Source organism: Saccharopolyspora sp. NPDC002578, from assembly GCF_053592695.1.
In genome coordinates this window covers 17,528-43,899 of the sequence record NZ_JBSFWJ010000053.1, presented here as the reverse complement: position 1 = coordinate 43,899, position 26,372 = coordinate 17,528, and the positions used below count along the sequence as shown (strand labels likewise).

General features: G+C 70.6%; 25 protein-coding genes and 1 tRNA gene. 16 read left to right on the top strand and 10 right to left on the bottom strand.

All coding sequences use genetic code 11. The features are described 5' to 3' along the window. Positions 1-124 precede the first annotated feature (124 nt). Positions 125-1,738 (bottom strand): carboxyl transferase domain-containing protein, encoded by a 1,614-nt coding sequence (locus ACWD38_RS22385; RefSeq protein ID WP_450124829.1) that lies wholly within the window; start codon positions 1,736-1,738, stop codon positions 125-127. A 101-nt stretch (positions 1,739-1,839) separates the two neighbouring features. Between ACWD38_RS22385 and ACWD38_RS22380 the strand changes: the two genes are divergently transcribed. Further along, positions 1,840-2,409, top strand: a complete 570-nt coding sequence (locus ACWD38_RS22380; protein ID WP_450124828.1) for an SACE_7040 family transcriptional regulator — start codon at positions 1,840-1,842, stop codon at positions 2,407-2,409. Positions 2,410-2,651: 242 nt separating this feature from the next. On the opposite strand, the gene ACWD38_RS22375 is transcribed toward ACWD38_RS22380, so the two are convergent. Then, on the bottom strand, positions 2,652-3,449 hold the full coding sequence (locus ACWD38_RS22375; protein WP_184484499.1) for a DUF427 domain-containing protein: 798 nt from the start codon (positions 3,447-3,449) through the stop codon (positions 2,652-2,654). Between the two features lie 220 nt (positions 3,450-3,669). On the opposite strand from ACWD38_RS22375, the gene ctaD reads away from it, so the two are divergent. The 3 genes from ctaD to ACWD38_RS22360 all read left to right on the top strand — a co-directional run bounded on the left by ctaD (position 3,670) and on the right by ACWD38_RS22360 (position 8,211). Further along, positions 3,670-5,397 carry an aa3-type cytochrome oxidase subunit I gene (gene ctaD, locus ACWD38_RS22370; protein ID WP_184484497.1) on the top strand — a complete coding sequence of 576 codons (1,728 nt, stop codon included), beginning with the start codon at positions 3,670-3,672 and terminating at the stop codon, positions 5,395-5,397. Positions 5,398-5,878: 481 nt separating this feature from the next. Continuing rightward, complete coding sequence (locus ACWD38_RS22365; protein WP_184484495.1) at positions 5,879-7,093, top strand: MFS transporter; 1,215 nt, start codon at positions 5,879-5,881, stop codon at positions 7,091-7,093. 287 nt (positions 7,094-7,380) lie between these two features. Beyond that, a complete protein-coding gene (locus ACWD38_RS22360) occupies positions 7,381-8,211 on the top strand; it encodes an aldo/keto reductase (RefSeq protein ID WP_184484492.1) in 831 nt (276 codons plus the stop codon). Between the two features lie 91 nt (positions 8,212-8,302). On the opposite strand, the gene ACWD38_RS22355 is transcribed toward ACWD38_RS22360, so the two are convergent. Then, on the bottom strand, positions 8,303-9,433 hold the full coding sequence (locus ACWD38_RS22355; RefSeq protein ID WP_246457130.1) for an FAD-dependent monooxygenase: 1,131 nt from the start codon (positions 9,431-9,433) through the stop codon (positions 8,303-8,305). A 184-nt stretch (positions 9,434-9,617) separates the two neighbouring features. Between ACWD38_RS22355 and ACWD38_RS22350 the strand changes: the two genes are divergently transcribed. Beyond that, a complete protein-coding gene (locus ACWD38_RS22350) occupies positions 9,618-10,739 on the top strand; it encodes a 5-methyltetrahydropteroyltriglutamate--homocysteine S-methyltransferase (protein WP_450124827.1) in 1,122 nt (373 codons plus the stop codon). Positions 10,740-10,839: 100 nt separating this feature from the next. On the opposite strand, the gene ACWD38_RS22345 is transcribed toward ACWD38_RS22350, so the two are convergent. Continuing rightward, on the bottom strand, positions 10,840-11,043 hold the full coding sequence (locus tag ACWD38_RS22345; RefSeq protein ID WP_184484485.1) for a hypothetical protein: 204 nt from the start codon (positions 11,041-11,043) through the stop codon (positions 10,840-10,842). A gap of 184 nt (positions 11,044-11,227) precedes the next feature. Between ACWD38_RS22345 and ACWD38_RS22340 the strand changes: the two genes are divergently transcribed. Next, on the top strand, positions 11,228-11,848 hold the full coding sequence (locus ACWD38_RS22340) for a YigZ family protein (protein ID WP_184484483.1): 621 nt from the start codon (positions 11,228-11,230) through the stop codon (positions 11,846-11,848). A 13-nt stretch (positions 11,849-11,861) separates the two neighbouring features. Here the strand turns inward: ACWD38_RS22340 and ACWD38_RS22335 are convergent, their stop codons facing one another. Further along, positions 11,862-12,500 carry a phosphatase PAP2 family protein gene (locus ACWD38_RS22335; protein ID WP_184484481.1) on the bottom strand — a complete coding sequence of 213 codons (639 nt, stop codon included), beginning with the start codon at positions 12,498-12,500 and terminating at the stop codon, positions 11,862-11,864. 81 nt (positions 12,501-12,581) lie between these two features. Beyond that, positions 12,582-13,409: a helix-turn-helix transcriptional regulator gene (locus ACWD38_RS22330; protein WP_450124826.1), complete on the bottom strand. Its 828-nt coding sequence runs from the start codon at positions 13,407-13,409 to the stop codon at positions 12,582-12,584. A 125-nt stretch (positions 13,410-13,534) separates the two neighbouring features. On the opposite strand from ACWD38_RS22330, the gene ACWD38_RS22325 reads away from it, so the two are divergent. The 5 genes from ACWD38_RS22325 to ACWD38_RS22305 all read left to right on the top strand — a co-directional run bounded on the left by ACWD38_RS22325 (position 13,535) and on the right by ACWD38_RS22305 (position 17,347). Then, complete coding sequence (locus tag ACWD38_RS22325; RefSeq protein ID WP_343071670.1) at positions 13,535-13,975, top strand: nuclear transport factor 2 family protein; 441 nt, start codon at positions 13,535-13,537, stop codon at positions 13,973-13,975. Further along, positions 13,972-14,781, top strand: coding sequence for an ergot alkaloid biosynthesis protein (locus tag ACWD38_RS22320; protein WP_450124825.1), 810 nt, complete (start codon positions 13,972-13,974; stop codon positions 14,779-14,781). Before ACWD38_RS22325 ends, ACWD38_RS22320 begins: the two co-directional genes overlap by 4 nt. Before the next feature lie 411 nt (positions 14,782-15,192). After that, positions 15,193-15,852, top strand: coding sequence for a Crp/Fnr family transcriptional regulator (locus ACWD38_RS22315; protein ID WP_184484475.1), 660 nt, complete (start codon positions 15,193-15,195; stop codon positions 15,850-15,852). Between the two features lie 88 nt (positions 15,853-15,940). Further along, positions 15,941-16,165: a hypothetical protein gene (locus ACWD38_RS22310; protein WP_184484473.1), complete on the top strand. Its 225-nt coding sequence runs from the start codon at positions 15,941-15,943 to the stop codon at positions 16,163-16,165. A 201-nt stretch (positions 16,166-16,366) separates the two neighbouring features. Further along, complete coding sequence (locus tag ACWD38_RS22305) at positions 16,367-17,347, top strand: esterase/lipase family protein (RefSeq protein ID WP_450124824.1); 981 nt, start codon at positions 16,367-16,369, stop codon at positions 17,345-17,347. A gap of 39 nt (positions 17,348-17,386) precedes the next feature. Here the strand turns inward: ACWD38_RS22305 and ACWD38_RS22300 are convergent, their stop codons facing one another. The 3 genes from ACWD38_RS22300 to ACWD38_RS22290 all read right to left on the bottom strand — a co-directional run bounded on the left by ACWD38_RS22300 (position 17,387) and on the right by ACWD38_RS22290 (position 22,173). Beyond that, on the bottom strand, positions 17,387-18,025 hold the full coding sequence (locus ACWD38_RS22300; protein WP_450124823.1) for a GAP family protein: 639 nt from the start codon (positions 18,023-18,025) through the stop codon (positions 17,387-17,389). Between the two features lie 306 nt (positions 18,026-18,331). Next, the gene (locus ACWD38_RS22295; protein ID WP_184484467.1) at positions 18,332-21,490 is read right to left on the bottom strand and encodes a bifunctional cytochrome P450/NADPH--P450 reductase; all 3,159 of its coding nucleotides are present in this window, start codon (positions 21,488-21,490) and stop codon (positions 18,332-18,334) included. 74 nt (positions 21,491-21,564) lie between these two features. Then, complete coding sequence (locus tag ACWD38_RS22290) at positions 21,565-22,173, bottom strand: TetR family transcriptional regulator (protein ID WP_184484465.1); 609 nt, start codon at positions 22,171-22,173, stop codon at positions 21,565-21,567. Positions 22,174-22,347: 174 nt separating this feature from the next. Here ACWD38_RS22290 and ACWD38_RS22285 point away from each other — a divergent pair, with 174 nt between their 5' ends. After that, positions 22,348-22,491, top strand: a complete 144-nt coding sequence (locus ACWD38_RS22285) for a hypothetical protein (protein ID WP_184484464.1) — start codon at positions 22,348-22,350, stop codon at positions 22,489-22,491. After that, a complete protein-coding gene (locus tag ACWD38_RS22280) occupies positions 22,488-23,033 on the top strand; it encodes a hypothetical protein (protein ID WP_450124822.1) in 546 nt (181 codons plus the stop codon). Before ACWD38_RS22285 ends, ACWD38_RS22280 begins: the two co-directional genes overlap by 4 nt. A 291-nt stretch (positions 23,034-23,324) precedes the next feature. On the opposite strand, the gene ACWD38_RS22275 is transcribed toward ACWD38_RS22280, so the two are convergent. Beyond that, positions 23,325-23,400, bottom strand: a tRNA-Lys gene (locus ACWD38_RS22275). A 186-nt stretch (positions 23,401-23,586) separates the two neighbouring features. Here ACWD38_RS22275 and dusB point away from each other — a divergent pair. The 3 genes from dusB to ACWD38_RS22260 all read left to right on the top strand — a co-directional run bounded on the left by dusB (position 23,587) and on the right by ACWD38_RS22260 (position 26,324). Then, entirely contained in the window at positions 23,587-24,735 is a 1,149-nt protein-coding gene (gene dusB / locus ACWD38_RS22270) for a tRNA dihydrouridine synthase DusB (RefSeq protein ID WP_184486099.1), read from the top strand. 7 nt (positions 24,736-24,742) lie between these two features. Then, the gene (locus tag ACWD38_RS22265) at positions 24,743-25,171 is read left to right on the top strand and encodes a hypothetical protein (protein WP_450124821.1); all 429 of its coding nucleotides are present in this window, start codon (positions 24,743-24,745) and stop codon (positions 25,169-25,171) included. Positions 25,172-25,433: 262 nt separating this feature from the next. Beyond that, positions 25,434-26,324 carry a GGDEF domain-containing protein gene (locus tag ACWD38_RS22260; protein ID WP_184484424.1) on the top strand — a complete coding sequence of 297 codons (891 nt, stop codon included), beginning with the start codon at positions 25,434-25,436 and terminating at the stop codon, positions 26,322-26,324. Positions 26,325-26,372: the final 48 nt, after the last annotated feature.

Genomic DNA, 26,372 nt, shown 5'->3' with positions numbered 1-26,372 from the left:
TCAGCGCCGTGTTCCTGCCGCTGATCGGCACCCTCGTGGCGGAGCCACTCGGGAAAAAGATCCCGCAGCGAGGAAACCGCTGAGGTTCCGCCACCCGACCCGCTACGCAGACCATCCTGACGACTCACATCCGGAAGACGCCGTAGCCGACCGGGTCCAGTGGCGCGTTCGCCGCGACCGACAGCGCCAGCCCCAGCACGGACCTGGTCTGCTTCGGGTCGATGACGCCGTCGTCCCACAACCGCGCCGTCGAGTAGTACGGGTGCCCCTGCTGCTCGTACTGCTCGCGGATGGGGTTCTTGAACTCGTCCTCGGCCTCGTCGGACCAGTGCTCGCCGCGCGCGTCGAACTGGTCGCGGCGCACGGTGGCCAGCACCGACGCGGCCTGCTCGCCGCCCATCACGGAGACCCGCGCGTTGGGCCACATCCACAGGAACCGCGGCGAGTACGCCCGTCCGCACATCGAGTAGTTGCCCGCGCCGAAGGAGCCGCCGATGACCACGGTGAACTTCGGCACCCGCGCGCAGGCCACGGCGGTGACCATCTTCGCGCCGTGCTTGGCGATGCCGCCCGCCTCGTACTCCTGGCCGACCATGAACCCGGAGATGTTCTGCAGGAACACCAGCGGGATCGAGCGCTTGTCGCAGAGCTCGATGAAGTGCGCGCCCTTGAGCGCGGACTCGCCGAACAGGATGCCGTTGTTGGCGACGATGCCCACGGGATGTCCGTGCAGCCGGGCGAAGCCGGTGACGAGCGTGGTGCCGTAGTCGCGCTTGAACTCCTGGAACCGGCTGCCGTCGACGATGCGGGCGATGACCTCGTGCACGTCGTAGGGGGTGCGGCTGTCGGTGGGCACGACGGCGTAGAGGTCGTCCGGCGACACGGCGGGCTCTTCCGGCGCGACGACCTCCCACGGCCGCGGCGCGCGCGGACCGAGGGTGCTGACGATGGAGCGCACGATGCGCAGCGCGTCCGCGTCGTCCTCCGCTAGGTGGTCGGTGACGCCGGAGGTCCGCGAGTGCAGGTCGCCGCCGCCGAGCTCTTCGGCGGTGACCTCGGCACCGGTCGCGGCCTTCACCAGCGGCGGGCCGCCGAGGAAGATCGTGCCCTGCTCGCGCACGATCACCGCTTCGTCGCTCATCGCGGGCACGTAGGCGCCGCCGGCGGTGCAGGAGCCGAGCACGGCGGCGATCTGCGGGATGCCGCGCGCGGACATGGTGGCCTGGTTGTAGAAGATCCGCCCGAAGTGCTCGCGGTCCGGGAACACCTCGTCCTGCCTGGGCAGGAACGCGCCGCCGGAGTCCACCAGGTACAGGCAGGGCAGGTTGTTGTGCAGCGCGACCTCTTGGGCGCGCAGGTGCTTCTTGACCGTCATCGGGTAGTAGGTGCCGCCCTTGACGGTGGCGTCGTTGGCGACGATCACGCATTCGCGCCCGGAGACGCGGCCGATGCCGGTGATGATCCCGGCCGACGGCGCGTCGCCGTCGTAGAGCTCGTGCGCGGCCAGCGGGGACAGCTCCAGGAACGGCGAGCCCCGGTCCAGCACCGCGTCCACCCGGTCGCGGGGCAGCAGCTTGCCGCGTTCGACGTGGCGCAGGCGGGACTTCTCCGGTCCGCCGAGCCTGGCCGTCGCGAGCCGGGCGTTGAGGTCGTCGACCAGGGCCGCGTGTTCGGCGGCGAACCGGGCGGGCCGTTCGGCCTCCGCATCGATCGTGCTGGTCAGGACGGGCGCATCCACCGACGTTCCTCCCGCTCAGGCTGGATCCGGTCAAGTTAGTCATCGTTAACCGCCGCCCAGATGTTAACGATGACTAACCTCGGCGTCTAGTATCGGCGCCGATGAGCGAGCCGGCCACCTCCCGACCGAGCCGCCGCGAGCAGATCCTCGACGCTGCGGCGGAGCTGTTCGCGCGCTACGGGTTCCACGGCGTCGGCATCGACGACATCGGCCGGGCCGTCGGCATCTCCGGGCCCGCGCTGTACCGGCACTTCCGCGGCAAGGACGCGATGCTCGCCGAGATGCTCACCGGCATCAGCGACCGGCTGCTCGACGCGGGGCGCAGCCGGGCCAGCTCCACCGCCGAACCGCTGCGCACGCTGGACGAACTGGTGCGCAGGCACGTCGAGTTCGCCCTCACCAACCCGGCGCTGATCAGCGTGCACCTGCGCGACCTGGACAGCCTCGCCGCGAACGAGCGGCACCGGGTCCGGGAAGCCCAGCGCGGCTACGTGGAGGTGTGGGTGGAGGTGCTGCGCCTGGCGCGGCCCGGGCTCGACCAGCCCACCGCGCGCGCCACCGTGCACGCGGTGCTCGGCCTGATCAACTCGACGCCCTACAGCGCGCACCTCGACACCGCGGCCATGACCGCCCTGCTGCACCGCATGGCCATGTCCGCACTGACGGGCTGACGTTCTCGAAGTGGCGGCGAGGTGGCGACCGTTTGTCTTTGATCTTCGTCTTGTCAGCGGCGAAGCCGCTGAGCAGTGACCAGCTTGAGCAAAACGACCACCGGCGGGTTCTCAGCGGCCTTCTCGCGAGGACAGCGATTTCGCTGTGTAGGGAGCTACATGAGAAATCGATCCCGCAGCGAGAAGGCCGCTGAGGTTCCGCCACCCGACCCGCTACTCAAGCCAAGACCAACGGCAAGCGGTCAGAGCGGTTCGCCGTCGATCTCGGTGGTGAGGTCATCGCTTAGGAAGCAGAGCCGGTCGGCGATGGCGAGCGCGCCGTCGAAGGGTTCCGGGTACGACCACGCCGCGTCCGGCAGGCGCCGCTCGCCCACCCGCAGCGACGCGTACGAGGCGGTGCCCTTGTACGGGCAGACGGTGTGCGTCGCGCTCGGTTCCAGCAGCTCGGTGCGCACGTCCTCGCGCGGCAGGTAGTAGCGGTTCGGCAGTCCCGTTTCGGACAGCAGCTTCGCGCGCCTGCTCTCGGCGACCACCACGTCCCCGGCCAGCACCCGCACGTGCCTGCCGGTGCTGCGGACGTCGAACCGGTGGTACGGGTCGCGGATGTGGCCGAAGACCTCTTCGTCCTCGTCGAACCAGGCGTCCATCGAGCCCCAGTAGAGGGCGACGAGGCCCTCCAGCCACGGCGCGGACTCCGTAGGCCGCGGGTAGTGCCAGACCGCGTTCTCCGCGATCCGGTCGCCCGCCCGCACCGAGTGGTACGCCGCGTCGCCCTTGAACGGGCAGTGCGTGCTGTGCGAGGTCGGCTGCAGCAGGTCCGTCCGCACGTCCTCGGTGGGCACGTAGAGCTGCGGCAGCAGGTTGCTCTCGTGCAGCAGCCGCGCGCGGTCGCTGTCGAGCACCACCTCACCGCCGAACAGCGCCCGGACCCGGCGCGGGAAGTCGTGCAGGAACAACCGGTGCGGGGGTCCGTCGATCCGGTAGTTGACCGCCTCCGGCGGGCGAGTCGTGAGCGGTCCGCCGCCCAGGGTCAGTGCCATCTGGATCCCTCCGAGTCCTGCCGTCGCACCCGGTGGCGCGACGGCTCGGTACGAGCCGAGCAGACCGAGCGCTCCGGCTCAAGGACCGGTCGTCCCGAGTTCGCCCGCGGACCGGATTGCCGACCCTCCGGGCCGGGTCAAGACTGACGGACGAGACCGCGTTCGCGCAGCTCAGCAGCGACCCGACCGATCAGCGGAGCCCACGCCCAGAGGAGCACGCATGGCCACCGTGCACGAACGGCCGTCCCCGGTCCCGACCCGCGCGCACAGCGGCGAGCGCCCGGCGAAGGGGTCCCGGTTCCTCGGGATGCTGCGCACCACCGACCCGAAGGAGATCGGCAAGCTCTACCTGGCGACGGCGTTCGGCTTCTTCATCGTCGGCGGGGCGATGGCGCTGCTCATCCGCGGCGAACTGGCCCAGCCGGGGCTCCAGTTCCTGTCCCAGGAGCAGTACAACCAGCTGTTCACGATGCACGGCACGATCATGCTGCTGCTGTTCGCGACGCCGATCGTGTTCGGCTTCGCGAACATCATCCTGCCGCTGCAGATCGGCGCTCCCGACGTGGCGTTCCCACGGCTCAACGCGTTCTCGTACTGGTTGTTCCTGTTCGGCGGGCTGACCGTGGTGAGCGGGCTGGTGATGCCGGGCGGCGCCGCGGACTTCGGCTGGACCGCGTACGCGCCGCTGTCGCGCTCGATCTACAGCGGCGGCTTCGGCGGCGACCTGTGGATCACGGGGCTGCTGGTCAGCGGGTTGGGCACCATCCTCGGCGGGGTCAACATGATCACGACGACGGTGTGCATGCGCGCTCCGGGCATGACGATGTGGCGGATGCCGATCTTCACCTGGAACATCCTGGTGACCAGCGTCCTGATCCTGATGGCGTTCCCGATCCTGACCGCGGCGCTGTTCGGCCTGCTGGCGGACCGGCACCTCGGGGCGCACGTGTTCGACCCGGCCACCGGCGGGGCGATCGCCTACCAGCACCTGTTCTGGTTCTTCGGGCATCCGGAGGTCTACATCGTGGCGCTGCCGTTCTTCGGCATCGTCACCGAGATCTTCCCCGTGTTCAGCCGCAAACCCCTGTTCGGCTACACCGGCCTGGTGTACGCGACGCTGCTCATCGGGATGCTGTCGGTGGTGGTGTGGGCGCACCACATGTTCGCGACGGGCGCGGTGCTGCTGCCGTTCTTCTCGTTCACGACGTTCCTGATCGCGGTGCCGACCGGCGTGAAGTTCTTCAACTGGATCGGCACGATGTGGCGCGGGCAGCTCACGTTCGAGACGCCCATGCTGTTCTCCGTCGGGTTCCTGGCGACGTTCCTGCTGGGCGGGCTCACGGGCGTGCTGCTGGCCGCGCCGCCGCTGGACTTCCACGTGCACGACACGTACTTCGTGGTGGCGCACTTCCACTACGTGCTGTTCGGGACGATCGTGTTCGCGGTGTTCGCCGGGATGTACTTCTGGTTCCCGAAGATGACCGGCCGGATGATGGACGAACGCCTCGGCAAGATCCACTTCTGGCTCACGTTCATCGGTTTCCACACGACGTTCCTGGTGCAGCACTGGCTGGGCGGGGCCGGGATGCCGCGGCGCTACGCGGACTACCTGTCCACGGACGGCTTCACCGGCATGAACGTCGCTTCGACCGTGGGCGCGTTCATCCTGGGCGCTTCGATGCTGCCGTTCCTGTGGAACGTGTTCGCCAGCCACCGGTTCGGGACGAAGGCCGACGTGGACGATCCGTGGGGGCACGGGAACTCGCTGGAGTGGGCGACGTCCTGCCCGCCGCCGCGGCACAACTTCACGGAGCTGCCGCGCATCCGGTCGGTGCGGCCCGCGTTCGAGCTGCACTACCCGCACATGCGGCGCCGGATGGAGGTGGAGGCGCACGTGGTCGGACGGCATTCCGCTTCCGAAGGGGCGGAATCCCGCGAACGCGGATGATCTCCGGGAAACGATTCCCGCGCGTGCGCGGCGCATTCGAAGATCAACTCGCTGCTTCCCTGGATCGACCATTTCCCGCGATCGGATTCAGATAGTCCACAAAGGACAACCGAGCGAATTGGGCATACTGCACAACGTGGCACGCCCGGCGGACTGACCTCGCACAAATCGTTTCAAACAGGGGTCGGAACCGTAACGGCCGCTCCACTGTGGCCGATGCCTCCCATGGCGCGTTCGCACTGAACCGAACGAGTGGAAACCGGCCCGCGCGGCAGTGGTCCGCTTCATAGTCCCGCTGGGAACACCATCGGCGGGCACTAGTGTTGAACGTGCCCGGGGAGCCGCCAGCGACAGCCGGTCTTCCTGAGAGAGCTCCGAGCACCGACGACCGCCACAGCAGCGGGGATCACGCGCGCCCTCAGCCGGAAGGCGGGTTCGGGGCACTGACCCGGTCCGGCACTTTCGCATTCAGGAGACCTCCTTGCCCATTGCCCTGTTGGCACTGGCCATCGCAGCTTTCGGCATTGGAACCACCGAGTTCGTCATGATGGGGCTGCTGCCCGAAGTGGCCTCGAACCTGCACGTGTCGCTGTCCGACGCCAGCGGCTACATCTCGCTGTACGCGCTGGGCGTCGTCGTCGGCGCGCCGCTGCTCACCGCGGGCGGCATGCGCGTCCGGCGCAAGACGATGCTGATCAGCATGATGGCCCTGTTCGTCGTCGGGAACCTGGCCTCCGCGTTCGCCCCCACCCACGAGACGCTGCTGGCCGCCCGGTTCATCGCCGGACTGCCGCACGGCACCTTCTTCGGCGTCGGCGCGGTCGTCGCCGCCGGGCTGGTCGCGCGGGACAAGCGCGCCCAGGCCATCTCGATGATGTTCATCGGCCTCACCGTCGCCAACATCGTCGGCGTCCCGCTGGGCACCCTGCTCGGGCAGTCCTTCGGATGGCGCTTCACCTTCGGCGTGGTCGCGGCCATCGGCGTGATCGCCCTGATCGCCGTCGCCGCCCTGGTGCCGCAGCAGCCCAAGCCGACCGACGTGAGCCTGCGCGGCGAGCTCGTCGCCTTCAAGCGCCCGCAGGTGTGGCTCGCGTTCGCCGTCGTCGTGTTCGGCTTCGCCGCCACGTTCTCCTTCTACAGCTACATCAAGCCGCTGCTCACCGACGTCACCGGCTTCACGCCCACGATGGCCACGGCGCTGCTGGCGCTGTTCGGCCTGGGCATGACCGCCGGGACCGTCATCGGCGGGCGGCTCGCGGACCGGGCACCGATGCGGACGCTGTACGTCTTCCTCTCGCTGCTGGCCGTGTCGCTGCTGGCCTTCCTGGTCACCTCGCAGAGCATGGTGCTGACCGCGATCAACGTGTTCGTAGTCGGGCTGGCGGGCTTCGCCGCGATCCCCAGCATCCAGGCGCGGATTCTGGACGAGGCCAAGGAAGCCCCCGCGCTGGGCTCGGCGAGCATCCAGTCCACGTTCAACATCGCCAACTCGCTCGGCGCCTACCTCGGCGGCCTGGTCATCGCGGGCGGGTTCGGCTTGACCGCGCCCAGCTGGGTCGGCGCGATCCTCGCCGTGGTCGGACTCGGCTTCGCGCTGCTGTCCGGCTGGCTGGACCGGACGCCGCGCTCCGGCGAGGTCGTCGCCTCGCACCGCTGCGAGACCGAGCAGGCGGAGGCGGCCGCCCCCGCGCACTGAGCACCCTCGGACTGCACGGGGCCGGTCACTCACCGCGGTGACCGGCCCCGTGCACGTCTGCGCTGCTCCCGGTGGCGGGACGAAGGTCCTGAACCTCGACCGGCGCCGTGCGCGGGAACGTCCGGGCACTGGTTCGCCGGATAGCTTCGGGTCGGGGTGCGTGCTGTGATGGAGGACGCCTCGAACCGGGAATCCGCGGCCGGGCGGGCGGGTTGCACCGAGTGGTGATCCGCGGGCGAGGTCGCGGGTGCCCCGGCAACGTTCGACCCATTGGGAGGAACGAGTAGATGACCCAGGTTCCGAACCTCACGCTCAACAGCGGAGCGTCGATCCCGCAGCTCGGCTTCGGCGTCTTCCAGGTGCCGCCGGAAGAAGTGATCGAGCCGGTGGCCACGGCGATCGAGGCCGGGTACCGCAGCATCGACACCGCTGCTGCCTACGGCAACGAGGAAGGCGTCGGCAAGGCGATCGCCGAATCGGGTGTGCGGCGTGAGGACCTGTTCGTCACCACCAAGCTGTGGAACGACCAGCAGGGCTACGACAGCACCCTGAAGGCGTTCGACGACAGCATCGGCAAGCTCGGCTTGGACTACGTCGACCTGTACTTGATCCACTGGCCCGCCGCCGGGCAGGACAAGTACGTCGACACGTGGAAGGCGTTCGAGAAGCTGCGCGCCGACGGCCGCGCGAAGTCCATCGGCGTCTCGAACTTCCAGATCCCGCACCTGCGCCGGTTGTTCGAGGAGACCGACGTGGTGCCCGCCCTGAACCAGATCGAGCTGCACCCGAACCTCCAGCAGGGCGACCTGCGCGCGTTCCACCGCGAGCACGGCATCCTCACCGAGGCGTGGAGTCCGATCGGCCAGGGCAAGGGCCTGCTGGAGGACCCGACGCTGGGTTCGCTGGCGGAGAAGTACGGCAAGAGCCCCGCGCAGATCGTGCTGCGCTGGCACATCCAGCTCGGCAACGTGGTGATCCCGAAGTCGGCGACGCCGTCGCGCATCCGGCAGAACATCCAGGTGTTCGACTTCGAGCTCGCCGACGACGACCTCGCGGTCATCGCGGGCCTGGACACCGGAACCCGCGTCGGCCCGGACCCGGACGTCCTCGGCGCCTGATCCCGCATCGGCCCGAAAGCCCGCTCGACGAGGTGTCGGGCGGGCTTTCGCACGTCCGGAGGCGGGTCCGCCGCCGCTCAGCGGGCGACGATCAGGCGGGAACGGGCCGCAGGACGGTGCTGCCGGAGCGCAGCGAGGCGACCTGGCTGCGGGTGGCGATCCACTTCGGGAGCCTGCCGACGCGCTGCAGCGGGGTGCTGCGCTGCGCGGAGGTGAACGCGGCGGTGCGCGAGACCTTGAGCACCCGGGAGCGCCGCTCCTGCTCGTAGGCCCGCAGCGCCTCTTCCGGCGCCCCCGTGACGTCGGCGAGCCGGTGCGAGAGCAGCCAGGCGTCCTCCAGCGTCTGGTTCGCGGCCTGCGCCACCGCGGGCGGCATCGCGTGCACCGCGTCGCCGAGCAGCGTGCTGCGTGCCCCGCCCCAGACGCGGGGCACGACGTGGCGGATGTGCGGGAAGAAACCGAGGTCGTCCGGCCCCACTTCGGCGAGCAGCGGGCGCACCGGGTCCGCCCAGCCGGCGAACATGCGGCGCAGGTCCCGCAGCGACATCGGGGTGTCGCCTTCCCGCCACGGCAGGTCGAACCACCAGTGCAGCAGCCCGTTGCCGGCGGGGATGAACCCGCAGTGCGCCACGCGGCCGGCGATGTTCACGGTCTGGTGCCCGTGCGCCACGGGCAGGTCGCTGCGGGTGAGGCCTTGCCAGCTGGCCCAGCCGGTCAGCCGCGCGGGGCTGCCGCCGAGCACTTCGCGGCGCACCGCGGACCGCTGCCCGTCTGCGCCGATCAGCACGTCGCCTTCGGCGCTGGTGCCGTCGGCGAAGTCCACGATGACCCGGTCGGAGGTCTCGGTGACGGCGATGCAGCGGCGGCCGAAGTGCAGCACGTGCGCGGGCAGCGCCGCCGCGATCTTGCCGGTGAGCAGGCGGCGCGGGGTTTCGATGGTGGGCGAGCCGAGGCGTTCGGTGACGTCGGCCAGGTCTGCTTCCCACAGCAGCCGACCGGTGTCGGTGATGGACTTCAAGGAGTGCAGCGGGCGCCCGACGTCTTCGAGGGTGACGCCGAGCTGGCCGAGCGCGGCGGTTCCGTTGCTCCACACGGTCACCGCGGCGCCGCCGTCGCGCAGCGCGTCCGCGTGTTCGAAGACCGCAACGTCGTGACCGGCGTCGATGAGACCTTTGGCCACCGCGAGGCCACCGATCCCGGCTCCGATGACGAGAACGCGCATCGTATCCATCCGTCCTGCGAAGCTGGCTGGCTCGCCGATTTTACCCAAGCGTCCGGCGGATCCGAGTTGTCGCTCCTCACATACAGTGATGAACATCTCTCGAATGGAGTAATGCGCGAGGGTAATCCACTGGGCGACAGCGGGGTGCGGTCACCCGCTCCGCGGGGAAGTAGGTTGCCGGGGCATGAGTCCTCGCGTAGCCCCACCGTTCCGCGCCGACCACGTCGGCAGCCTCCTCCGCCCCCCGCACCTGCTGGCGGCCCGCGACGAGTTCACCGCCGGACGCATCGATGCCGCCGAGCTGGAGCGGATCGAGGACGAGGCGATCACCGACGTCGTGGCCATGCAGGAGGAGATCGGCCTCTCCAGCGCCACCGACGGCGAATTCCGCCGCGCCTCCTGGCACATGGACTTCCTGTACCAGCTGCGCGGCATCAACCGGGTCGAGGACTCCTCGCTGACCGTGCGGTTCCACAACGCCGACGGGGACGTCGAGTTCGCCACCCCCGAGATGCGGATCGACGGGAAGCTCGGCCTCGACCACACGATCTTCGAGAGCGCGTTCAAGGCGCTCGCCGACCGCGCCCGGACCGCGACGCCGAAGCTGACCATCCCGTCGCCGGGCATGGTGCTCTACCGGGGAGGCCGCGCCTCGATCGACCCGGAGGTGTACCCGGACCTCGCCGAGTTCCGCGCCGACCTCGCCGCCGCCTACCGCGCCGAGGTGCACGCGCTGGCCGGGCTGGGCTGCCACTACCTGCAGCTCGACGACACCGGCCTCGCCTACTTGAACGACCCGAGGCAGCGCGAGCAGCTCGCCGCTCGCGGCGACGACGCCGAGCACGAGCACCTGCGCACCATCGAGCTGATCAACGCCTCGATCCGGGACCGGCCCGCGTCGATGGCCGTGACCACGCACCTGTGCCGGGGGAACTACCGCTCGTCGTGGGTGGCCGAGGGCGGCTACGACTTCGTCGCCGAAGCCCTGTTCAACGAGCTCGACGTGGACGGATTCTTCCTGGAGTTCGACGACGCCCGCTCCGGCGGGTTCGCGCCGCTGCGCTTCCTGCCGAAGGGCAAGCACGTCGTGCTCGGACTGGTCACCACCAAGAGCGGCGAGCTGGAGTCCGTCGACGACCTCAAGCGGCGCGTCGAGGAGGCGTCCCGCTACGTCGACCCGGACCAGCTGTGCCTGTCGCCGCAGTGCGGCTTCGCCTCCACCCAGGAGGGCAACGCCCTGAGCTACGAGCAGGAAGTGGCGAAGCTGAGCCTGGTCGTGCGCGCGGCGGAGGAGATCTGGGGGTGAAGCCGGGGCGCCCGGCTCGTGGCTCGCCGGAACCGACGAGCGGGAGGCGGGAGCGGGGAGGTTCCGCCGCCGGCCGCCGCGGCGGGCCGGCGTTCGGAGGTCAGGCGGCCGCTTCCTCCAGGAAGCGACCCGCTACCAGGCCTGGCTCCTCGCTGCCGTCGAACCGGACCCACAGCACTGGGCCGTCGAAGACCTCGGGAAGCCCCGATGCCGTCTCCACCACCGTGCCGACCTGATCGCGGAACCGGCCGAACGAGGCACGCACCCGCGTGCCAGGCTCCAGCGGACTCGATGACTGCTCCATGAGGGAGGACGTTACGTGTCGTGGTGGCGGAACGGAAAACCGCGTCCGAGTGACGTGCACGTGAATACCGTGACCTGCGGTATCGACCTCTCTCACCGGCCCGGATCACGCGAATCGAGCTTGTTCAGGTGATCGACGTCACCATAACCGCAGGTAGAAGCGTTGCGAATGGGAAGGGGCGCGGGTGCGCGCAATCCGGCGATCAGGCGAATTCGAGCTGGAGATCAAGCGGTCCCGGTTCCTCTGCGCGCTGTCCCGAGCCGAGTCGGAGGAGCAGGCGCGGGAGTTCATCGCGCAGCGGCGCAAGCTGCACCACGACGCGCGGCACCACTGCTCGGCCTACGTGCTGGGCGCGGACGGCCGGACCCAGCGCTCCAGCGACGACGGCGAGCCGGGCGGCACGGCCGGGGTGCCGATGCTGGAAGTGCTGCGGCACAACGAGATCACGCACGTGGTCGCCGTGGTGTCGCGGTACTTCGGCGGCACGCTGCTCGGCGCGGGCGGCCTGGTGCGCGCCTACGGCGGGGCCGTCTCGGCGGCGCTGGAGCACGTGGCGCTCGCCGAGCTGCGCCCGATGCGGCTGATGTCGACCGCCGTGGACTACCTGGTGGCGGGCAAGCTGGAGAACGACCTGCGGTCGCAGGGATTCCTGGTGTCCGATGTGGACTACTCGGAGCACGTCAGGTTCGTGGTCCAGGTCCCGGAGCCGGAGCTCGACGCCTTCGACGTGTGGCTCGCCGAAGCCACCGGCGGCGCGGCGGAGGCCGTGCGCGGTGAGCTCGTCCACGCGGAGGTCCCGCTCTGACGCGCGGACGGCCTCACATGACCGCGAGGTAGCCGACGGCGCCCGCCGCGACGCCGATGACGGCGCCGACCGCCACCTGCGCGGGAGTGTGGTCGCCGAGCCGGACCCGCGACCAGCCCACCGCCGCCGTCAGCACCCACAGCAGCAGCAACCACGGCGAGAACACCACGGCCAGGATCGCCGTCGCGCCCGCCGCCACGGCCGCGTGCACCGAGACCTTCCACCACACCGTGATCAGGCCGACGACCAGCAGCGCCGACAGCATCGCCACGTCCAGCGCCACCATCAGCCGCGGCGCGCCCGCGAGCACCAGCACGGCCAGGCCGAGCGAGCTGAGCACGATCAGCAGCACGAACGGCACCAGCCTGCCCTCCCGATCGCGCACGTGGTGGCCGTCCCACCAGCCCAGCCGGGAACCGGCGACGATCCCCGCCATCGGCAGCACGCTGCTGGTGAACGCGACGAACACGCCCCACCCGAGCGCGGGTCCCGGCGAGTGCGTGGCGCGCCAGGCCACGGCGATCGGCAGCAGCAGGACGATCACCGCGGGGGAGAACACCTCGGTGAGCACCCGCGCGAGGACGTCACCGGGCCGCCGCGCTTCGCCTTCGAGCCCGGTGCTCTCGCCCGGCCCCACATCGATGTCGGCCATCCGCCCTCCCCGTTCCCGCCCGAACCCCCATGATCACCCACGAACCGGCGCGGCGAGGGGGACGCGCGCGGAAACGATCGATCACGGCACGGCGCGCAGCCGCGGCCCGGGTCGGAGGGCGTCGAGCTTCGCGGCCGACGCCGACCCCGGTTCGGCGGTCAGCAGCACCACCCGGTGGTCGTGGCCGGGCACGCGCAGTTCCTGGATCTCCAGCTCGACCAGGCCGAGCCGGGGGTGCCGGAGGCGCTTGGGCACGGCCTCGCCGACGCCCAGCTCCTGGTCCCGCCAGTGCGCGGCGAACTCCGGGCTGTGCGCGGCGAAGTCCCGCACCAGCTCGCCGAGCCGCCGGTCCGCGGGGTAGCGCGCGGACGCCTGCCGCAGCTCGGAGGCAGCCTGCCGGGTGAAGCCGTCCCCGGACGGTTCGCAGCGCAGCGGCCCGCCGCGCATCGCCAGCCGCAGGATGTTGCGCTCCGGCGCGGGCAGCGCGGCGAAGTCCACCAGCAGCGCGGCGGCCGCCGGGTTCCACGCGAGCACGTCGTGGCGCGCGTTGAGCACGTAGGCGGGCACCGTCCCCAGCCGGTCCAGCAACCGCAGCACGGCAGGCGGCGGCTCCTCCGGCGGACCGGAGTGCGCCGGGGCGTGCTCGGCGAGCGTGGCCAGGTGCTCCCGTTCGGTCGCGGACAGGCCCAGCGCGACGGCCAGCGCATCCAGCACCTGCGGTGAGGGGTGCGGGCCGCGGGCCTGCTCCAGCCGCTCGTAGTAGTTCACCGACACCCCGGCCAGCACCGCGACCTCCTCGCGCCGCAGACCGGGGGTGCGCCTGCGCGGGCCCGCGGGCAGGCCGGCCGCCGCGGGCGTGCGCGCTTCGCGCCTGGTGCGCAGGAAGTCGCCGAGGTCCCGTTTGCTCACCGAGCCAGCCTGGCACGGACTCCGGCCGCCATCCACGGACCGCCGGTCCGGGGCTGAACCGGACGTTCCCGCGCCGCGCCGCAGCGCCGAACGTGGACCTCGACACCGACGCGGAGGAGCGACCCGTGACGACCCCGACCACACCGGCCGACGTGATCGACCGGTTCACCGCACTGCTGCTGGCCAAGGACATGGCCGGCGCGATCGAGCTGTTCGCGCCGGACATCGTGTTCGAAGCGCCGTTCGCCGCCGGCACGCCCGCCCGCGTCGACGGGCGCGACGGGATGCGCGAATACCTCGACGGCTACCCGGACCGCGTGGACATCACCGGTTTCCCCGCCTACGAGCTGCACGAGACGACCGATCCCGAGAAGGTGATCGCCGAGTTCACCGCGCACGGCCGCACCGTGCGCACCGGCGAGCCGTACGTCATGCACTACATCGCGGTGCTGACGGTGCGGGACGGGCTGATCACCCACTACCGGGACTACTGGAGCCCGGTGCTGGCGGCGCAGGCCGCCGGGGAACTGCCCGCGCTGATCGAATCGCTGGAGGCGCGGGCATGACGGTGCTGCTGATCGGCGGAACCGGCAAGACCGGCCGACCGCTGTCCCGGCTGCTGCCGGAGGCCAAGGTCGCCTCCCGCAACCCCGGCCCCGGCCAGGTCCGGTTCGACTGGAACGACCCCGCCACCTTCCGGCCGGCGCTCGCGGGCGTCCGCGCCGCATACCTGGTGCCGCCGCTGGCCGAGCTCGAACCGATGCGGCTCGTGGCGCCGTTCCTGGCGGAGGCGACCGCCGCCGGGGTGCGCCGGGTGGTGCTGCTGGGTTCGCTCATCGTGCTGCCCGGCGCGCCGGGCGTGGACGAGCTCGTGCGGGAGCTTCGCCGGATGCCGGAGTCGGCGGTGCTGCGTCCGTCGGGCTTCATGCAGAACGTGCTCGGCGGCCATCCGCTGGGCGATGGGCTGCGCGAGCACGACGAGCTCGTCAGCGCGGCGGGCGACGGCAGGCTCGGCTGGATCGACGCCGAGGACATCGCCGCGGTCGCCGCCCGGTTGCTCACCGGCCCCGCTCCGGAGGGCGAGCACCTGCTCACCGGACCGGAGTCGCTGTCGTACCCGGAGGTCGCCGAGGTGCTCAGCGAGGTCACCGGTCGCCGGATCCGGCATCGCGCGGTGAGCGTCGCCGAGCGCACCGAAATATTCCGCGCGACGGGGATGCCGGATGCGTTCGCGGCGGCGTTGGGAGCGGTAGACGCCGGTATTCGCGACGGCGCGGAGGACTGCACCACCACGACAGCGGCGGAGATCCTGGGACGGCCGCCGCGCTCGTTCCGCGAATTCGCCCGCGCCCATCTGGCGGAGTTGGCATAACCCGATCAACGGACGGCGGTCACCGGCGGTGGCCGCCGTCCGGATCGCCTTTCGAAGGAGTTTCAGACGAGCGGATCTGCCTCGAATACTCCACGATCCGCACAATCGTTAGTCCGAACGAGTGAGTTGCTACCGGAATGGCCCGATCCGGCGACCGGATTAGTGAAGATCTCCGCTGAATCGAATAACCCGCGAGGGGGACCCGATGTTTCCACCGCCGCTCGCCGGGTGTGATCACCCGGTCAGCGGTGACTGGTTTCGCCCGTCCGGTTCCAGAATGAACGGCGACCGGCGACTGCGGGCGCACCGCGATTCGGCTGAATTCGAGTTCGGCCGAACGCCACCTCGCGCTTCGGGAAGAGAGGAGCGGTCATCACTGATCCACCTCAGGCGCAGTGGCCGGAGTTCAGCTTGCTCGCCCGGCTGCGCCGCGAAACCCAGCGGACGTTGCTCGACCTCGGCCCCGAAGTGATCTTCGAAGCGGGCCACACGATTCTGCGCCAGGGCGACGACAGTTCGCACGTGGTGCTGCTGCTCAGCGGCTCGGCGAAGGTGCAGGCGCTGTCGGAATCGGGCGGCCCGACGCTGCTCGGCATCCGCTTCGGCGGTGACCTGGTGGGCGAGATGGCCGCGCTGGAGCGGCGAGCCCGGTCGGCCACGGTCACCGCGGGGGCGCACACCAGGGCGCGGCTGATCAAATCGAGCGATTTCCGCCGCTTCCTGAGCGAGCACGCGGACGCGGCGGTCGCGATGGTCCTCATGGTCAACGCCCGGTTGCGCTGGGCGAACCGCCGCCGGATCGACAACGCGAACCTCTCGGCGACCAAGCGGGTGCCGCGCGTGCTGCTGGAGGTCGTGGACACCTACGGCGAGCAGGACTCCGACGGCAACTGGCGGATCGGGCCCCCGCTCAACCACGAGGAGCTGGCGACGCTGGCCGGGGTCCGGCTGCGCACGGTGGAGAAGGCGCTGCGCGACCTGCACGAACAGGACGTGCTGCAGCGCGGTTACCGCAGCATCATCGTGACGGATTTACCGCGGCTCCGAGAAATCTCAGATTATTCCGACTAAACCCGCAACCGTGCGTTTTCCTCTCGCCGATCCCACGGCATTGTCGTCCGCAGCGAACACTCGCATCCAGCACCAGAAGGACCGGGCAATGCCTTCCGACCATCGCGTTCCGACGACCGCGCGACGCGCCGAGAGGACCGCCGCGGTGGACGCCGCAGGACTGCGCACCGCGCTGATTCCGCGGCGGGGAGCTCGGCGCTTCGGGCGCATCCGGATGTTCGACGAGTTCCGCGGATATCCGGCAATACCATCCATCTCGGAAACGGCGGAGTATTCCGGCACCGACCGCTCCTCCGCCCGCCACCGCACCTGACGGGATCCGACCGAAGACGTCACCGCGCGACGGGGCCGCGGTGACCCGCGCGTTGCCCGAGTCGCATCGGGGTCGACTCGGGCAACGCGCCCTCCCGGATACGAACATGTGAATAGGATCACACGACCACTTCTTCGTTGAGCGCGCAAGAGTTGAACTCCCTGATCTGTGCGACGAAGCTCAGAAGAGGTGGTGGGTTCAATGGCGAACCTGACTCGTGACCGCTCCGCGCGAACCGCTCGGAGAAGACGACGACTCGGTGTCGTGCTGGCCGCCGCGGCGGTGAGCGCGACCTTCCCGGCGAGCGCGGCGGCCGACGACGCGCTCCCGGTGATCAACTCAGGTGCGGCGGCCTTCGCCCACGCAGCGGCCCACCCCGACACGGCCCCAGCGGGCGCCAACGACGACTCCTGCACGCCCTCGCCGGAACACCCGCGGCCCGTGGTCCTGGTGCACGGAACCGTCGAGAACATGACCTTCAACTGGTATTCGCTGTCGCCGCGCCTGGTCAACGAGGGCTACTGCGTGTTCGCGTTCAACTACGGCCAGGACAGCGGGCTCGGCGTCGGAGCTCCCGGCACCTTCCCCGCGGGCGGCACCGCCGCGATCCCCGACTCCGCCGTCGAACTCGCCGAGTTCGTCGACGAGGTCCGCGACACCACCGGCAGCGAGAAGGTCGACATCGTGGGGCACTCCCAAGGCGGCATGCTGCCCCGCTACTACCTCGGCGAACTCGGCGGCGCGGACGCGGTCGAGCACCTCGTGGGCCTGTCCCCGTCCAACCACGGCACCGACGTGCTCGGGCTCTCGAAGCTGCCCGGAGTTCCCGAACTGCTGCAGGCGGGCCTGGGCGACTCGGTGCGCGACCAGCTGGCGGACTCCGAGTTCATGGCCGAGCTCAACGCAGGCGACGACACCGTGCCCGGCGTCGACTACACCGTCATCCAGACCAAGTACGACGAGGTCGTCACCCCGCACACCTCGGCCTTCCTGGACGGCCCGCAGGTGACCAACGTCCTGCTGCAGGACGGCTGCGAGATCAACCTCACCGACCACATCGGCATCGCGTTCGACCGCCGCGCCGAGCAGTACGTGCTCAACGCCCTGGACCCGGACGACGCCGTCGAACCCCCGTGCGTCCCCAGCCCGCCCTTCAACGGCGCGAGCACGGAAGCCCGCTGAGGCACGACGTGCCGAGGGCCCGGCCTGGACCTCGGCACGTCAGCCGCCGGTGGCGATCAGGGCTATGAAGAACAGGCAGACGATGATGTTGACCAGCCAGCTGTGGGTGTTCATCCAGTCCCGCAGCTTCGGCATTGCCGTCACCGCGTGCCGGTGGAACAGGAGGTAGAGCAGCAGCGGGAGGGCCGCGATCAACGCCGTGGCCGCGATGAACGGGATCGCGCCGGCCGGGCCGGTGCCGTGGTGCTGGAGGTTCACGCCGACCGTCAGCATGATCACGAGGTCGGACGGCATCGCCAGCACCACCAGCAGCCCCGTCTTGAGCGCGGTGCCCGGACCGGCCGCGAGCAAGGTGCCCAGCCACTTCGGCGGCTCGGCCGTCCTGCGCCGCAGGTAGTTGCGCAGCGCCGCCAGCGCCAGCAGGGCCATCAGCGCGATCTGGATGCCTTCGCCCAGCGCGCCCGCCGCGGGCGATTCGCCGTCGACCGGGATCGCGCCGCCCAGCAACGCCGCCAGCCCGCGGGCCACGAGCACGCCGAACGTCGTCGCCACCAGCACGCCGAGCACGAACGCCACCGAGACCCGCACCGGGCGCGCGGTCGTCACGAACACGATCGCCGACATGATCTGCGGCCCGGCCAGCATCGTGATGGCCAACGGCAGGATCTGCAGGCCCACGACTCACCTCCGCCCCCGGACGGGCACCGCACGGTGACCACGGTGCCCCCGCCGGGAAGCGCCGTCCCAGGGGCCAAAGCCCCGCACCGGCTCAGAGGTCCTTGCAGAATGATCTTTCGGTCGTCGTCTTGTCAGCGGCGGAGCCGCTGAGCAGTGACCGGCTTGAGCACAACGACCACCGGCGGGTTCTCAGCGGCTTCCTCATGAGGACAACGATTTCGCCGTGTAGGGGCGCCTACATCAGAAATCGATCCCGGAGCGAGCAAGCCGCTGAGGTTCCGCTGCAGGTCACTCCGAACGGACTCCTCAAGCGAAGACGTCGGCGACGTAGCGGGCGTGGTCGCGCTCCATCTCGATCATCCACTGCTCGGCCTGCTCCGCGGTGGCGCCGGTGGCCTCCTCGTAGATGCGGGCGCAGGTCCGGTGCACGGCCGGAGCCATCCGCTGCCCGTCGCCGCACACGAACACCGTCGCCCCGCGCTCGACCAGGTCGATCACGTCGGCGCGGTCGGCCCAGAGCCGGTCCTGCACGTAGCGGACGCCGTCGACCGGTTCCGCGGAGTACGCGGGCCGCACGTCGACCACGCCGTCCGCCGCCCACGCGGCGAGCTCCTCGCGGTACAGGTGGTCGGATTCCGGTCCGTGGCAACCGAAGAACAGCAGCGCGGGCGCCGGAGTCACGCCCTGCTCCCGCGCGGCGAGCGCGCGGTCCTGCAGGAAACCGCGGAACGGGGCGATGCCGCTGCCCGCGCAGGCCAGCACCAGCGGCGTCTCCAGCGACTCCGGCGGGTGGAACGCCACGTTCGACGGCCGCACCGTCACCGCGACCTTCGTGCCCGGCCGGGCCTGCGCGAGGTGGTTCGACGCGGCGCCCTCGTAGGTCCCGCTGCCGGAGCGCGCGGGCTCGTTGAGCACGGCCACGGTGAGCGTGGCGTGCGCCGGGTTCCACCGGGGCGAGCTGGAGATGGAGTACTGCCGCGGCGTCAACGGGCTCAGCAGCCGCAGGAATCCGCCGAAGGTGAGCGCGCAGGACGGGAAGCGCTCCAGCAGGTCGAGCAGGGTCACCCGCGGCCGCAGGACCTGCTCGGCGTGCGCGTCGGCGTCCCGGCTCAGCGCGTGCAGCGCGCGCACGTCCGGCGGGCAGGCGGCGGCGTCGGCGAGCAGCTCGATCTGCCTGCGCGTCGCGGGCTGGGCGAGTTCGACGTAGCTGCCGAGCAGTTCCCCGGCGGCGACGTGGGATCCGGTCGGCAGGAAGGTCCGCTCGCCGCGCAGCACCACCTGGTCGTCGTGGGCGAGGCCGAACCGGCTCAGCGCCCGCGCCACCACGGCGGGCGGGTTGAGCGGCAGCACCGCGAGGTAGTCCCCGGCGCGGTAGCGCACGCCTTCCGGCAGCGCGATCTCCAGGTGCCGCTTGGACCCGGCGGCGAGGTCGGTGAGCTCCCGGTTCTCGACGACGGTGCCCCACTGCAGGTCGTTGGCCCGCACGATCGGGTCGCGGGTGGTTCCGGCGAACTCCACCGACAGCTGCCCGGCGGTCTCCGGGGCGGTGTCGGCCAACCCGAACTCGGCGGCGACCGGGCCCCAGAATCCGGAGTACCAGTCGTCGAACTGCCCGAAGAAGTCGCCGCGCGCGTCGGCCCGGCCGCGCTCCACGAGCCGTTTCGCCCCGGCCCGCGCGAGCTGTTCGTCCACTTCGGACGGAACTGCTTGGTAGGTGCGGGCCCAGTCGGTGTTGCCGCAGCCGAACACCACGTACCGCACCCCGTCCAGCGCCCCGTCGGGCTGTTCCCGCAGCCAGCGCACGAACTCCCGCGCGTTGTCCGGCGGCTGCCCCTCGTAGGAAGCGGTGACGATGACGACGACCCCGTCGCCCGCGAGGTCGCCGACGGCGTCGTCGAGCGGTTCGAGGCTGCCCGTGCAGCCGCGCGCGGTGGCGTCGTTGGCGATGCGCTGCGCGAACGCCTGCGCGGTGCCCGCGTTCGAGCCGTAGAGCACCCGCACCGGCACGCCGTTCGGCTCGGCCCGCACGGCGGCGGGAGTGGCCCGCTCGGCGGGTTCCGCGGAGCTGATCCGCACGTCGCGCCGACGGGCGTGCAGGTACAGGCCCTCCGGTTTGATCGTCAACGTCTGCTTGATCTTGAGCTGGTAGTCCGGGTCGGCCGCGGAGATGTCGAAGCGCTGCAGCAGCATCGCGAGGAACAACGTGGCCTCCTGCAACGCGAATCCGCGCCCGATGCAGGAGCGCTGCCCGTTGCCGAACGGCTTCCACGCGTTCGGCGGCAGCATTTCCGCGCGCTCGAAGGAGAATCGCTCCGGGTCGAAGGTCTCCGCGTCCGCGCCCCACACCGCCGGGTCCCGGTGCAGGCCGGGCGCCACGACCAGCAGCGTGTCGTCCCGGTCCAGCTCGTAGCGCCCGCCGAGCACGGTGCCGTCGGCGCGCGGGGTGACGGCGAACGCGGGCGCCGTCGGCCACAGCCGCAGCGACTCCTTGAAGATCTGGTCGAGGTAGCCGAGCCCGCTCAGGTGCTCGAACCGCGGCGCCTCGGTGCCCAGCACCCGGTCCACTTCGGCCTGCGCCTTCGCCAGCACGTCCGGGTTCCGCAGCAGTTCGTGCAAGGTGAACGTGAGCAGCCCGCTGGTGGTCTCGTGCCCGGCGATGAGGAAGGTGACCAGCTGGTAGCGCACGTTCTCATCGGGCAGCCGCGCCCCGGTCTTCGGGTCGGTCGCGGTGAGCATCGTGTCCAGGATGTCGTGCCGCCCCTCGGGCAGTGGGTGCTCCCGGCGGTCGGCGATGAGCTGGTCGGCGACCCGGTGCATCAGCTCCTTGTCCGCCGCGTACTGCTTGCGGGTGCCGCGCATCAGGAGTTCCTGCCCCGGCAGCCGACCGGCGCGCGCACCGGACTCGACCAGCGCCCGCACCATCGACTCGACGAACGGGTTCATCCGCTCCGCGTAGAAGCTGTTGAAGCGGTGGCTGAACGAGCACAGCGCGATCGTGTCCAGGGTGAGCCGCGTCGTGTCGTCGGCGACGTCGATGCGGTGCTCCGGCCCGCGCCGCTCCCACATCAGCAGCAGCTGCTCGGCGATGTCGGCCATGCCGTCGAACATGTCGCGCAACGACGCCGGCCCGAACGCGGGCATCAGGATCCGGTGCGCCGCCTGCCAATTCGGCTCGTCGGTCCACGCGGTGAACAGCCCGTCGCCGGCGAAGTCCCGGACGTTGCGCAGCGGCGCGTTGAGCTCCTTGTCGAACCGCTCCTCGTCGCAGAGCTCGTCGACCAGTTCCTGCGACTGCACGACGACCAGCTTCCGGTTCAGCAGCTGCAACCGGAAGATCGGACCGTACTGCTCGGCCAGCTCCACGAAGCGGAAGACGCCCTTGTCCGCGTCGAGCTCCGGGAGGTTGCCGACGATCGGCTTCGGCTTCGGTTGCGGGATCGCCACAAGTTCCTGGGGCGTGGTCATCTCAACCCTCCAGTGGGGATCGGGTTCGCCGGAACCCGCTGCTTCGACTCCGTCGCGCTCTCGGCGGCGACGGTTCAGCCGCCCGTCAACGGGCGGGCGCGGACCCCGGCCAACGCCGTGTCCACCATCGTTTCCGCGTAGGTTTCCCAGGACCCGAACGGGCAATGCTCGAAGGTGACGACGACGGTGGCGGCACCGTGCACCGCGGTCCACAGCACCGTGCTCGTCGCGAGCACGTCACCGCTGAGAGCTCCCCGCGCGACGCATTCCGCCACGTGCTCGGACAGCAGCGCGAACGCCGGGTTCACCGCGTCCGGGCATTCCGGCCGATCGGTGACGGGCCTGTCCCCCAGGAACAGCGCCCGGTAGTGCACCGGGTCCTCGTGGGCGTAGCGCACGAACTCCACCAGCAGCTCGCGCACCCCGTCCACGCCGCCGCGCTCGACCGCCCCTTCGAGGCGGCGCGCGATCACCTCGAAGCCCTGGCGCCCGAGTTCGCGCAGCAGCGCCTGCTTGTCGGCGAAGTACGAGTACAGCGACATCGGCGCGTACCCGAGCCGGGAGGCGAGCTTGCGCATCGTCAACCCCGGCAGGCCCTCCTCGCGGATCAGCCGCTCGGCCTCGTCCAGGATGCCCTGCCGCACCTCACCCCGAACCCGCTCCCGCACCACCCTCGACGCCACACCCCACCCCTTCCCGGTCGACCGCGAACTGCGAAAACGTACATGTACGCCCCACTGTACATGTACGGGCGGAGTCGCGAGGATCTTCGATTCCGCTCCGGCCTGCGCGAAGCCGCACCACCGAAGCGCGCGAAGTGGAAGTCGCGGACGACACCCGAAAGTCGGCCGATCCTCGTGACCTGCGCGCGAAACGCGCTCACCACCGGCAACACGGCGACGAACGGCACGACCGTCGAGCAGAAGATCTACGACCTCGGCACCGAGTGGTCGAACACCGACCTCTCCGACGACGACTGCGGACGGCAGGCTCGCTCGTGATCTACGGCCCCCACCCGGCCCAGCGGTTCGCGCACGTCCCGCAAGGCACCGTCACCGCCATCCGCAGGTGGTCCACCCTGCTCTGGACCATCGCCGTCCTGATGAGCGTCGCGTGCGGCGCCCTGGTCGTGCCGCTCGGATACGCGCTCCCCACGTCCTACAACCCCGTCACCGTCGTGGTCGTAGGCGCCGGGGTGATCGCCGACTTCTTCGCGTTGCTGTCGGCGATCGTGCTCGTCAGCGGACGGCCCTACGTGTCGAGCGGGTACTTGAACACCACTCAAGCACGGCAAGCCCGCCGGGTCATGCTCGTGATGGCCGGGGGGACGATCTTCTCCGGTGGTGTCTCGATATGGCTCATGACCAAGATGATCGCCATGTCGAGCGGATTCGCCCCTCGACCCGAGGTGCACTACACACCGGCCATCCTCGGATACCTGGTGCTGCCGGCCCTGCCGATCGCGCTGACCATCGGCAACGTCGTGGCAGGACGATGGCTGTTCCGGCCATCGCCGTCCCTGCTGCGCAAGCACTCGTCGTGAGGCGCTGATCACCGACCAGCCGTCCGCGCCGACCACACGGTCCCGACGGATCAGCGGAAGCGCGGAACCGGACACTCGGTCGACGGCAACCGCAATCTCAACACCCGCCAAGTGGCCGACCTGCTCGGGCACTCCCGGGTCTCGATGACCTACTTCGGGCGAGGCCAGCAGTCCCGCGCGAGCGCCGACGCGCTGGCGTTCGTGGACTCCGACGGGCAATCCGACGAAGTTGGCAACCAATTGGCAACCGGGCTCAGCAACGAGGTTGCCCAGTGCTCTGACCAGGCGGGATGGTGGGGCGCCTGGGGATCGAACCCAGAACCCACGGATTAAAAGTCCGTTGCTCTGCCAGTTGAGCTAACGCCCCGCAGGGGCAGCCTACAAGGGCGTGGTCATCTCGTGTGACGGTGGGCCGAAGTCGGTGAGCGCGGTGTTCGCAGGGCAGCGGCACCGCGCTGAGGGGCGCGATGATCGACTGCGCGGGGCGCGAACCGGGAATGCGAGGGCGACTTCGGCGTCAGGGACAATGGTCCGCGTGACCGTGCTCGATTCGATGGTGCCGACCGCTGAACACCCGCCTCGGGATGGGCTGCGGATCGGGCCGTACGCCGTGGATCCGCCGGTGGTGCTCGCTCCGATGGCCGGGATCACGAACGTGGCGTTCCGCAGGTTGTGCCGGGAGTACGGCGCGGGGCTCTACGTCTGCGAGATGATCACGAGCCGGGCGCTGGTGGAGCGGCATCCGCAGACCATGCAGATGATCACGTTCGACGCCGATGAGCGGCCGCGTTCGATGCAGCTCTACGGCGTCGACCCGGTGACCATGGGGCAGGCCGTGCGGATGATCGTGGACGAGGACCTCGCCGATCACGTCGACATGAACTTCGGCTGCCCCGTCCCGAAGGTCACCCGCAAGGGCGGGGGCTCCGCGCTGCCGTACAAGCGGCGGCTGTTCGAGGACATCGTCACCGCCGCCGTGCGGGCCGCCGAACCCGCGGGCGTCCCGGTGACCGTGAAGTTCCGCATCGGCATCGACGACGACCACCTCACCTACCTCGACGCGGGGCGGATCGCCGAGCAGGCCGGTGCCTCGGCCGTGGCGCTGCACGCGCGCACCGCCGCGCAGCGCTACTCCGGCACCGCCGACTGGTCCACGATCACCCGGCTCAAGGAGACCGTTCGCGGCATCCCGGTGCTGGGCAACGGCGACATCTTCAGCGCCGACGACGCGCTGCGGATGATGGCCGAGACCGGTTGCGACGGCGTCGTCGTCGGGCGGGGCTGCCTCGGGCGGCCCTGGCTGTTCCGCGACCTGCAGGCCGCGTTCGCGGGGCGGGAGGTCCCGCCCGGACCGGACCTCGGCGAGGTCCGGCGGGTGCTGCGCAGGCACGGCGAGCTGCTCAGCGAGCACATGGGCGAGCAGAAGGGCGTGCGGGACCTGCGCAAGCACATGGCGCAGTACCTGCGCGGCTTCCCCATCGGATCCGACCTGCGGAAGCGGTTCGGGCTCGTGTCCAGCCTCGCCGAACTCGACGACCTGCTGGCGGGGCTCGACCCGGACGTGCCGTTCCCCGAGGACGCCGAAGGTCCGCGCGGGCGGCAGGGCTCCGCTGGGAAAGTCGTGCTGCCGGAAGGCTGGCTCGACGACCCCGAGGACAGGTGCGTCCCGTCGGGCGCCGAGATCGATCACAGCGGCGGCTGACCGGACGATGCGGACCGCACTCCTGTGCCTCGCGGCGTGCGCGCTCGCGGGGTGCTCCGGCGCGCCCGACGGACCTCCGCGGGAGCAGCAGGTCCGCGAGTACTTCGCCGCGAACAACGCCACCGCCCGGCACGGACCGCAAGCCCAGCAGGACTTCTTCGGCCGGACCCAGCACCCCGACTACGCGGACCGGACCTGCGAACTCGACGGGCTCACCGTGGAACTCGACCCGGCGCTGAGCACGCTGCGGCCCGACCCGGCCTACGCGCCGGACGAGACCGGGCCGCCGCGCGGCGAAGTGTGGGTGATCGGCGTGGAAGTAACGGTCCGCCAGGAGGGCACGATCACCGGCAGGCAGATCGGATCGCAGCACCTCGTGCTCCTCGACGGCCGAGTGCACGGATTCGCGCCCTGCCCCAACGGCAGCGGCTCATGACACGAGCGGAGAGCGGCGCTTTGCCCAGCAGTGATGTGGAACACAGCGTGATCGGTTCGTCCGTGCGGGTGGGGACACGTCGATTCGCTTCCACCCGATCTCCCGGCCCGGTACACACCAAGACAGTCCGGCTACGTGAGACGCACTCACCAATTCGGAGCAAGGACAGGTAAGCCGGATGAGCGAATTCCGCAGTACGCGCGTCCCGGCGCCTCAAGCGACCCGCCGGAGCCGACGACACCACGGACGGGAGGTGACAGCGATGACCGGATTGCGCGACGGTGTCGCCGGACCCGAACCTCTGCGCGAGGACGTCGCTCGTTCGTTGTGCCCCGCGCCGGCGCCACCGCCGGACCTCGGGCCCCGACGCACGCGCCACGAGCTCGCCAACGAGGGCGGCATGGTGGAACTGCACGAGTCGATCGCGGCGCTGCTCGCCTCCCGGGGCCAGTGGCGGCAGGCCTACCACCACCTGCGCTCCGCGCTGGACCTGCTCTCCACCCAGGACACCCCGCGCGTTCCGGAACAGCTGCGGCACGAGGTGAACCGGCTCCGGCGCGAACACGCCGAAGCCCGCGAGCAGAGCCTGCGCGACAGCCTCACCGCCAGCTACAACCGGCGGTACCTCGACGAACGCCTCGCCGACCTGCTCGCCGTGGACAGCGCTGGCGGGCTCGCCGTCGGGCTCGTCGACCTCGACTGGTTCAAGCAGGTCAACGACACCTACGGGCACCTGCTCGGCGATCGCGTGCTGCAACGCGTCGTCGACCTGCTGCAGGAGGCGCTGCCGTCCGGCTCGTTCTGCGCCCGCTACGGCGGTGAGGAGTTCGTGCTCGTGCTGCCCACCATCGACGCCGCCCGCGCCGTCGCGGTGTGCGAAGCGGCCCGGATCCGCATCGAACGGTTCCCTTGGTCACAACTCGCTCCGGGACTGCGCGTCACCGTGAGCATCGGGATGGCGCACGAACCCGACACCGGCCAGCAGACCTCGCCCGCCGCCACCGCCGAGCAGCAGCTCATCGGCGCGGACGCGCTGCTGTACGCGGCGAAGCAGTCCGGGCGCAACGCGGTCGCCTACCGCTCCGCCAGCGAGGTGCACATCGCCGGGCTCGCCGCGGAGCGCCGGACCGGGGCCAGATTGCTCGGCTACTGAGAGCGATCATCTGGGAACCGGTCGTACCTACATTGGGTGTCTACGCCG

Bases quoted from the DNA above. Each gene is read 5' to 3' on its own strand.
- ACWD38_RS22335 (WP_184484481.1), bottom strand. From the start codon at position 12,500: ATGGCCGACATCGATGTGGGGCCGGGCGAGAGCACCGGGCTCGAAGGC.
- ACWD38_RS22350 (WP_450124827.1), top strand. From the start codon at position 9,618: ATGAGTCCTCGCGTAGCCCCACCGTTCCGCGCCGACCACGTCGGCAGC.
- ACWD38_RS22295 (WP_184484467.1), bottom strand. From the start codon at position 21,490: ATGACCACGCCCCAGGAACTTGTGGCGATCCCGCAACCGAAGCCGAAG.
- ACWD38_RS22345 (WP_184484485.1), bottom strand. From the start codon at position 11,043: ATGGAGCAGTCATCGAGTCCGCTGGAGCCTGGCACGCGGGTGCGTGCC.
- ACWD38_RS22310 (WP_184484473.1), top strand. From the start codon at position 15,941: ATGCCTTCCGACCATCGCGTTCCGACGACCGCGCGACGCGCCGAGAGG.
- ACWD38_RS22360 (WP_184484492.1), top strand. From the start codon at position 7,381: ATGACCCAGGTTCCGAACCTCACGCTCAACAGCGGAGCGTCGATCCCG.
- dusB (WP_184486099.1), top strand. From the start codon at position 23,587: ATGGTGCCGACCGCTGAACACCCGCCTCGGGATGGGCTGCGGATCGGG.
- ACWD38_RS22260 (WP_184484424.1), top strand. From the start codon at position 25,434: ATGACCGGATTGCGCGACGGTGTCGCCGGACCCGAACCTCTGCGCGAG.
- ACWD38_RS22380 (WP_450124828.1), top strand. From the start codon at position 1,840: ATGAGCGAGCCGGCCACCTCCCGACCGAGCCGCCGCGAGCAGATCCTC.
- ACWD38_RS22355 (WP_246457130.1), bottom strand. From the start codon at position 9,433: ATGCGCGTTCTCGTCATCGGAGCCGGGATCGGTGGCCTCGCGGTGGCC.
- ACWD38_RS22320 (WP_450124825.1), top strand. From the start codon at position 13,972: ATGACGGTGCTGCTGATCGGCGGAACCGGCAAGACCGGCCGACCGCTG.
- ACWD38_RS22305 (WP_450124824.1), top strand. From the start codon at position 16,367: ATGGCGAACCTGACTCGTGACCGCTCCGCGCGAACCGCTCGGAGAAGA.
- ctaD (WP_184484497.1), top strand. From the start codon at position 3,670: ATGGCCACCGTGCACGAACGGCCGTCCCCGGTCCCGACCCGCGCGCAC.
- ACWD38_RS22375 (WP_184484499.1), bottom strand. From the start codon at position 3,449: ATGGCACTGACCCTGGGCGGCGGACCGCTCACGACTCGCCCGCCGGAG.
- ACWD38_RS22265 (WP_450124821.1), top strand. From the start codon at position 24,743: ATGCGGACCGCACTCCTGTGCCTCGCGGCGTGCGCGCTCGCGGGGTGC.